Origin of the sequence: Lyticum sinuosum (assembly GCF_034471385.1) — a bacterium.
Lineage (GTDB): Bacteria > Pseudomonadota > Alphaproteobacteria > Rickettsiales > Midichloriaceae > Lyticum > Lyticum sinuosum.
The window spans coordinates 453,631-462,500 of record NZ_JARGYU010000001.1 but is presented as its reverse complement, the minus strand read 5'-3'; the positions used below and the strand labels follow the sequence as shown (position 1 = coordinate 462,500).

Annotated in this window: 7 protein-coding genes (1 of these 7 running past the window's edge); 4 read left to right on the top strand and 3 right to left on the bottom strand. The window is 23.2% G+C overall.

The window, feature by feature from the left end; all coding sequences use genetic code 11:
* Window positions 1–166 carry the start of a thioredoxin domain-containing protein gene (locus tag Lyticum_RS01850; protein ID WP_322498627.1) on the bottom strand. The gene continues 515 nt to the left of window position 1, outside the view, so only the first 166 of its 681 coding nucleotides appear in the window; it begins with the start codon at window positions 164–166; its stop codon lies beyond the left edge, outside the window.
* 251 nt (window positions 167–417) lie between these two features.
* Here Lyticum_RS01850 and Lyticum_RS01845 point away from each other — a divergent pair, with 251 nt between their 5' ends.
* From Lyticum_RS01845 to typA, 3 genes are all read left to right on the top strand, one after another.
* Complete coding sequence (locus Lyticum_RS01845) at window positions 418–792, top strand: ribosome-binding factor A (RefSeq protein ID WP_322498626.1); 375 nt, start codon at window positions 418–420, stop codon at window positions 790–792.
* Between the two features lie 298 nt (window positions 793–1,090).
* Window positions 1,091–3,130 (top strand): ABC transporter ATP-binding protein, encoded by a 2,040-nt coding sequence (locus tag Lyticum_RS01840; protein ID WP_322498625.1) that lies wholly within the window; start codon window positions 1,091–1,093, stop codon window positions 3,128–3,130.
* 158 nt (window positions 3,131–3,288) lie between these two features.
* Window positions 3,289–5,088, top strand: a complete 1,800-nt coding sequence (gene typA, locus Lyticum_RS01835) for a translational GTPase TypA (protein ID WP_322498624.1) — start codon at window positions 3,289–3,291, stop codon at window positions 5,086–5,088.
* A gap of 30 nt (window positions 5,089–5,118) precedes the next feature.
* Here the strand turns inward: typA and Lyticum_RS01830 are convergent, their stop codons facing one another.
* Both Lyticum_RS01830 and gmk read right to left on the bottom strand, forming a co-directional pair.
* A complete protein-coding gene (locus tag Lyticum_RS01830) occupies window positions 5,119–6,126 on the bottom strand; it encodes a hypothetical protein (protein ID WP_322498623.1) in 1,008 nt (335 codons plus the stop codon).
* 218 nt (window positions 6,127–6,344) lie between these two features.
* Window positions 6,345–7,040, bottom strand: a complete 696-nt coding sequence (gene gmk / locus Lyticum_RS01825; protein ID WP_322498622.1) for a guanylate kinase — start codon at window positions 7,038–7,040, stop codon at window positions 6,345–6,347.
* 144 nt (window positions 7,041–7,184) lie between these two features.
* On the opposite strand from gmk, the gene Lyticum_RS01820 reads away from it, so the two are divergent.
* A complete protein-coding gene (locus Lyticum_RS01820; RefSeq protein WP_322498621.1) occupies window positions 7,185–8,867 on the top strand; it encodes a hypothetical protein in 1,683 nt (560 codons plus the stop codon).
* Window positions 8,868–8,870: the final 3 nt, after the last annotated feature.

Genomic DNA, 8,870 nt, shown 5'->3' with positions numbered 1-8,870 from the left:
AACCTATAACTTTATCATCTATTTGAACATTATTTAATTCTTCCTTACTCCTAAAATTTAATTCCATTTCATGTAAGTTAACAGAATCATTTGCAATAGAATATCTATTATTATTTAATAATAAAATATTTATAAATATAGATACCATTACAAGTATAATATGCATAAAAGTTATAAATTTAAAATTATTTAAAAATTTATATATTAAATATTTGAGATTTTTTTTATAATTCATAAACAAGTAATTTAAATAATTTTTTTAGTTTAAAAAATTATTATATTCTAAAAAAGAATTTTTAATAGACAATCAAATTATAATTAACTATAACTAATTTAAAAAGCAAGAAATATACTTTTTTATTAATGTTCACAGTATTATTTTATAAATAAATCAATAAAAAAACTGTAATAAATATTATGCATAATTCTTATAAATCATTAAAGTATTTTATAAAAAGTAAAAAGCAATCAAATCGCCCATTAAAAGTCAGTAGTGTGATTCATAATCTTATTGCTAATATTATTATTAATAATCAAGTATATTTACCTAATATTAATGTTAACAGAATTACTATATATGAAGTGCTAATGAGTTCTGATTTACGCTATGCTAATATTTATCTTGTAATTTTAGGCGATGATGTTGATTATGAAGAACAACTTAAAATTATAAATAATCATGCATCCGAATTTAGATATATAATAGGAAAAAAAATGAGGCAAATGCGTTATATTCCCGAGCTAAGATTTTATAATAAAAGAAAAATAAATTCATCTTATATATCATTATAGCTTATTTTTATTAATAAATTATGTATTAATAATTATACTATTTGAATTATCTCAGAATATATAATAAGTAATAAAAGTTCATGATTACATACTGATTTGAACTGATTTGAATGTATATAAGTATATAATTATAATTTAAATTAAAATTTTTATAAATTTTTTTATAAATTGATTATATCTTAAATTTTCACTTTTTAATATAAAAATATTAATAAGCTTTATAATAATATAAAGATGCTATTTATTATTAGCTATTTAAATTAAAAAATTAATAAATTTAATAAATTAAAATAAAAAAATGAAACATGTTCCTAAGACTATCCTGCAATGTTTAAGTTTTTTTGTTTCTAAACAAAAATGGTCATTTTTAATTATGTTTAGTATTTGTATCATAGTTTCATTATGCCAAAATAGTCTTTGGCCCTATATAATAGGGAGTGTTGTTGACAAGCTTACTACTATTTCTAGTAGTAAAGATATAGATAAAAATATTATTATTGTAGTATTTTCTATATGGCTGTTAGTTGAGCTTGTTCAAAGAGCAAAAGGATTTATGTATGCTAAACTTTACTCAAAATTTGAAGGAGATATTCGTGTAGAAATATTTAGTTGGATTATAAAATATCCATATACATACTTTTCTGGAAAAAGATTTGGTATTATTTCTTATAGAGTTGATGATTTTCCTAGAAGTCTAAGAATTATTATTGATGTTATAATGGTTAATTTCATACCACTATTAATATCAATAATAATTTCTATATTTTTAATATATAATATTCATAAAGACCTAGCTACATTAATTATGCTATGGTTTCTTTTATATGGAATATTACTCTTTTTATTTGTATCTAAAAGCGCGTCAAAAGCTATGGAACAATCATATGCAAGAGGAAAAGTACAATCATCAATATCAGATTCTATTAATAACTATTTTGCAATTCAAACTTGTAATGGTGCAAGCTCTGAAATCAAGATCTTAAAAAAAGTACAAGATCAAGAAGTAAGATTGTATCGTAAAACGATTATGAAAATAGAAGAATCAAAATTACTTCTTGGAATATTAAATATGTATTTTGTTTATATAACATTTAATACAGCTTTAAATTTAATCTCTAATGGAGAAATTACAATTGGAAATATAGCATTCATGTTTAATACTACAATCAGTATTATGACTGGATTATGGTATGCAAGTGACGAAATAAATTATTTCATGACAGAAATAGGAACATTAAAACAAAGCATTAATATATTAAAATATGAGACGATAACACCCGATGATATTAATGAAGAACAAATAAATAATAACAAAAAGAATATAAGACATAGAGGAAAATCTAGTATAAAAAATACTATCTTAAATAAAGAAGAAAAATTAATTAATACACCAGATATAGAAAAAGCAAATATAAATGAAAAAATAAATATAAATATTAATACTATTAATAATAATGATGATATTTCAAGTGAAGATAATAATTTTGATGAATCTTTTGAAGAAGATCAAGGTTCTATTAACAGTTTCTTGAATTATAAGAAAAAAACACCTATAAATATTACAAGAGGAGAAATAGTCTTTAAAGATGTTCATTTTGGGCATAAAGAACCAAATGGTGTATTTACTGGTCTTAATGTCACTATAAAGGGAAGAGAAAAAGTTGGATTAGTTGGTTTTTCTGGCAGTGGAAAAACATCTTTTGTTTACCTAATAGTTCGTTTGTATAATTTAAATAAAGGAAATATTACAATAGATAATCAAGATATCATGCTTCACTCTATAAGTTCTATTAGAAAACAAGTTATTATCATGCAACAAGAACCAGTACTTTTTAGTAGATCAGTTAGAGATAATATTAAATATGGATGTAATGAATCAACAGATGAAGAAATGGTTGATGCTTCTATAAGAAGTCATTCTCATTCTTTTATTATGAATTTACCAGAAGGTTATGATACTATCATAGGTCCTGGCTCAAATCATCAACTATCCGGAGGACAAAAACAAAGAATAATAATTGCTAGAGCAATATTAAGAAATGCTCCAATTATAATTATGGATGAAGCAACATCAGCACTTGATAGTTCAACAGAATCTAAAATTCAAGAGAGTATTAATAACCTTATATCTAATAAAACAGTCCTTATAATTGCACATCGTTTATCAACTGTTTTAAATATGGATAGAATTTTTGTCTTTAAGAATGGAAATATTATAGAAGAAGGAACCCATAATAATCTCATAAAAAATAATAATACTCATTATTTTAAACTGTGGCAAATGCAACAAAATGGATTTTTACCTGAAAAAAATTCAATAGAAGAAGATAATAGTTAATATTATAATAGTTAATATTATTAATTAATTATTTATATAGTTAAGTATTATTTTTGACTATTTATTAATATAGATATATAATATAACTCATAATTGCTGATTTACATTAATTTTTATAAATTGTTTGTTAGCATTAATTATCTTTTAACAAATAAAAAGTGATTTCACAAAATAATATAAGGAATGTTGCCATTATTGCGCATGTTGATCATGGTAAAACAACTATTATAAGTAAAATGTATGAACAAAGTGATGGTTTGGTTTTTGGAGCATCAATAAATCTTGATAATAATACATTAGAAAAAGAAAGAGGAATAACAATTCTTGCAAAATGTACTTCAATTAATTTTGGTGGAATAAAGTATAATATTATAGATACACCTGGGCATGCTGATTTTGGTGGAGAAGTTGAACGCATATTATCAATGGTAGACGGAGCTATAATTTTAGTAGATTCATCAGAAGGTGTAATGCCTCAAACTAAATTTGTAGTTAGTAAAGCATTAAAAGCTAAAATTAAACCAATTGTTGTAATAAATAAAATTGATAGAGCAGATAGTCGTATTTCAGAAGTAATAGATGAAATATTAGGATTATTTATAGCATTAGATGCAGATGATACACAAATCGATTTTCCGATATTATATGCGGCTGGACGAGATGGATGGGCAACAAAAGAAATTGATCAAAAGACTGATAATTTAAATATTATTTTTGACACTATAAAAGATACAGTATCACCACCTAAAGTAGAGCATGATTCTCCATTTTCAATGTTAGCAACTATGCTAACATCCGATCAATATGTAGGGCGTCTTCTAATAGGAAAAATATACAGTGGATCTATTAAAGTTGGAGATTCAATAAAAACTATGAATTTATCTGGAAAAACTATAGAACAGACTAGATTAACAAAAATATTTGGTTTTCAGGGATCTAGCAGAGTACCTATAGAATCAGCAATAGCTGGAGATATTATAGCAGTTGCAGGAACTACAATAACATCTGTTTCAGATACAATATGTTCACTTCAAGTAGAAAAACCAATTGCTTCTACTGAGATTGATCCTCCAACAATGTCTATCACAATATCAGTTAATGATTCACCTTTTGCTGGAAAAGAAGGATCAAAAGTAACATCACGTACAATACTTTCTCGTCTTGAAAAAGAAATAGAAACCAATGTTGCTATATCATTAAATGTATCCTCAAATGGCGAAAAATTTGAAATAGGTGGACGTGGAGAATTACAATTAGGTATATTAATTGAAAATATGAGACGTGAAGGTTTTGAAATGTCTGTATCTCGGCCAAAAGTTCTATTTAAAGAAGATAATGGTAAAAAATTAGAACCATATGAAGAATTAATCATAGATACTGATGAAGAATTTAGTGGTATTATAATTGAAAAATTGGGAAGTAGAAGAGGAGAAATGATTGATATGCGTTCTCTTGGTACTGGAAAAACAAGATTAACTTTTGAAATACCATCGCGTTGTATTATTGGTTATCAAAGTGAATTTCGCAACGACACAAGAGGAACTGGTGTTTTAAATAGATCCTTTCTTGGATATCGAATATTTAAAGGAGAAATATCTGGTAGAAGGAATGGCTCCTTAATATCAAATTCAGATGGAGAAGCTACAGCATACTCTCTTTACAACCTAGAAGAAAGAGGTGCTATGTTTATTAGCCCAAATACTAAAGTTTACCAAGGAATGATTATTGGTGAGCACAATCGTGATAATGATTTAGATGTTAACGTTGTTCGTTCTAAGCAGCTTACGAATATAAGAGCAGCTGGATCAGATGAAAATATTAAATTAACACCTATAAAATCATTAACTTTAGAAGAAATGTTATCTTATATTCAAGATGATGAAATAGTTGAAGTTACACCTAAATCATTAAGATTACGTAAAATACATCTTGATCCTAATAAACGTAAAAGAAAATAAATATTTTATTAAAATATTAAAAAATATAAATTATTTTTTAAAGATTAATAAATAAGTAATAAATAATAAGAAATCTATTATAGATATAATTATTCCTATAATTGAGAAAACATATACAATATTCCAATCTAATATCTGATAAAAGAGTTCTCTTCCTTCTGGAGGAGCATTATCAACAGAAAATATAAAAAGTGGCATCATTATTGTCCAAAAATGAAAATAACTATTATTTTTCAATCTTAACATTTTTTCTTGGTATATAGATTTTATGTATATGCTTTTTTTTATTGAATAATTAAGATATATTCCACAAAAAGATATAACTATTGATGTAATCATTAATAATTTAGCGAGAAAAATCATTATACTTAAAATAATAAAGCTAAACTTTATATTATAAATAATTTTATAATAATTATTTATTTCATCTTTTAAGATAGTCATTTCTCCTCCTGAAGGACCTTTATAAAAAACTTCCTGTATAACAGGAATTTTACGTTTATATTGTAAGGAGGATTTATTAATCAGAGTTTTAGCCTTTAGATTATGTATGAATCCGATTTTTTGATAAAAATTTTTATCACTTAAAAAAGTAGAAAATAAAAATGAAGAACTACGTGTCCCATTATCTACAATATTTTGAGGATTAATAAAACTATTACTAGTAACTTTTATGGTATGTTGTGAATTTCCATGATCATCTAGTAAGTATTGAGGTATACTACTAACTAGTATTTCTCCAACTATGATAGTTTTTCCATCTTTATTTATAACATTAGTAATATTAATTGTAGCATTAATAGAATTATTATAATCATTACTATAATTTAAATAATTATTTTCAGATTCATTTTTTGTTGTGAAAATTAATGAATTTGAACTTGGTATTTCAACTATAATTTCAAGCAATAAAGAAATAATAATTATTGCCACAAGTAAAATAATTGTCCATGTATGTAGTGTTTTTATTGAATCATTTTTACTAAAATTATATGATTCTAAAGAAGAATAAAAATTTTTTTCTCTCAAAGTATACATTGTATTATAAGATGTTTTATACAATTTATAATAATTTTAACATATATTTTTAGTTGTGTTAAAATTATTATTTTATAATAATTGAGAAAATTTTATAGAAGCGAATAAATATTAAAAGTTTGATAAGTTTAATAAAATTAAGATATTATTATAACTAATAATATCTATTCATATATATATTTTTTCAAATTTAATGTTTAATTAAAAATTTTATATTTTTATAATAGATCTATATCTTGTTGTATAAGATTTCCCACAAAATCAGGAAGTCCTATTCTTCTTTCTTTACGTAATCTTTCTGCTCTTAATATTGATTGTATTTTAGTTAAGCTTTCTTCAATATCTCTATTTATAATTATATAATCATATTCATGCCAGTGACAAATTTCCCAATTCGCACTTTCAATACGATTACGAATGACATCAATACTATCTTTACCTCTTTTTGTGATTCTATGTATCAAATCTTCTTTACTAGGAGGTAATATAAATACACTGACAACATCTTGTCTAGCTCTTGATATTAAATTTCTATGTCCTTGCCAATCTATATCAAATAAAACATCTTCTCCAAATAAAATATTTCTTTCTACTTCTTTTTTAGGTGTACCATATAAATTATCAAAAACTTTTGCATATTCAATAAATTCATCGTTATCAATCATTTGTTTAAATTTATCTATTGAAATAAAATGATAATCTAATCCATCTATTTCTTCACTTCTCATAGGTCTAGTTGTATATGATACTGACATATGAATATGCTTATCTGTTTCTAGAAGAATTTTTGATAAAGTTGTTTTCCCTGCTCCAGATGGCGCAGAAATTACAAACATTAAGCCACGACGTTTAATATTATCATTTGGACATAAAAAAGATTTGTGATTTTGACTCTTTAGTTGAAGATTTGTCATATTAAATTTTTATATTAAATTTTTTTAGTAAAGTATAAAATAACTTATTATTTATTTTTTATAAAAAAAAATTACTCTGTGTATTTGTTAAATTCTATAGTTCAATTTTTATTTACTATTTTAAATAAAAAAACAACATTTTTTATGATCACTATAATATCTTTTATTCATATAACAAGTCTTAGTTATTTATTTATGCCAACAAATAAAGAAATGATTACTATAGGGATTGGAAGAGTATGGTTAAATGAAATCAAACAAAGATATACTGAAATTTTTAATAAAAATTGTGAAATTGATAAAAAAATCATTGATAATATTGATAATAAATATGAAATATGTATTAACGTGAATCCTTTAATTATTCCAAATGAATTTTTTCCTGGTGCTATAGCTATAACTTTAAATAATCTTAGCGAAAAAGTAGTACTTTATTATAAAAAGATTTTAAATAGAAATTTTACAGATATAGAAAATAAAATAGGTATGCAAGATTTTATTATAAAATCTAGATCCAACCTATATAATCATTTTACAGAATACGAGTATAACAATATCTATTTAAAGTTAGGTGAAAAATTTTTTCTTCATCAAAATAGATTAATTTTTAGTAGATTCATAAGTAATATTTTATGGATATTAAATGGTATTATTTTATCAATTTTGATAAAAAAAATAATAAAAAAACAATTTATATCTTCATTGTTTATTTTATTTTATAGTATAAATCCTACTATACTTGAGAATTCTGGTATCTTTTCTTCAGTTAATTTTGTTTTGACCATTGATATTATATTTATTTATATAATCATTAAATATACAAAAATATACTTATATTCTGATGTTATATCATCAATAGAAAACTTTTCTTATTCATTAATACTAGCATTAATTGCTGTTATATCTTTTTTTTCTGCAGGAATAATGTCTTTATTTCTCTTGGCAATTTCTACAATTATAAGTATTTCACTTATGAGAGGATTTTTTATTATCAATCAAAAAATCTATATAGATCAGAATTTTATAAGGAAAAATAATGAAATAAGGATTCAAAATTATATATTTTTTCTAAAATCAATGTTTACTAACTTAAGTAGTGAAGATAAAAATTATGATAATAAAAATTTTCACTCTCACTTTTTATCTTCAAAACAAGAAGTTAAAAATAGTAAATGTTGGTTTATGTTTATTTTCGCATTAATATTATTTCTTTTATTTGCATGGGCTTGTTATGGGTTTTCCTTAATTCCTAGTAGCCATAAATCTATTATAGGATTTATTATAAAAAAAGAGAATTTTTACATACCATTAAGTGAATTTTGGATTGGTATTATATCTAGGATTTTAGCAATGTCTGATGTGTTTTGGAGCTCATGTCAAATAGGAAATATGCATATGAGATGTGATGTAATTCAAGCAAGAATTTTCACTTTAATAAGTAAGTGTAGCATTTTTTTACTATTCCCATTTCTTTTATACCTTTTATACATATTAATTAATCAGAGTAACCAATACTATTCTTTTACTTTTTTCTCTCTTAGTACAATTATTATTGCATTAGTAAGTTTATGTCTTCTTAGTGGTAGAATGAAGGGAGGTGATGAAACAATACAATCTATAATTTATTTATTACTTAATATAAGTATTTTTACTTTTCTTATGATATTGCCATTAAAACAAACTATCAAAGAATATTTTTATACTATTATAATTCTTACATCATTTATTTCCACAATATGTATTTATCCATTCTATAAAAATTCTAATATTCATTTTCCATATATAAAAATTTTAATAGAAGAAGATAATATTATTCATATAAAATAATCC

Bases quoted from the DNA above. Each gene is read 5' to 3' on its own strand.
- Lyticum_RS01840 (WP_322498625.1), top strand. From the start codon at position 1,091: ATGAAACATGTTCCTAAGACTATCCTGCAATGTTTAAGTTTTTTTGTT.
- Lyticum_RS01830 (WP_322498623.1), bottom strand. From the start codon at position 6,126: ATGTATACTTTGAGAGAAAAAAATTTTTATTCTTCTTTAGAATCATAT.
- Lyticum_RS01820 (WP_322498621.1), top strand. From the start codon at position 7,185: ATGATCACTATAATATCTTTTATTCATATAACAAGTCTTAGTTATTTA.
- Lyticum_RS01845 (WP_322498626.1), top strand. From the start codon at position 418: ATGCATAATTCTTATAAATCATTAAAGTATTTTATAAAAAGTAAAAAG.
- gmk (WP_322498622.1), bottom strand. From the start codon at position 7,040: ATGACAAATCTTCAACTAAAGAGTCAAAATCACAAATCTTTTTTATGT.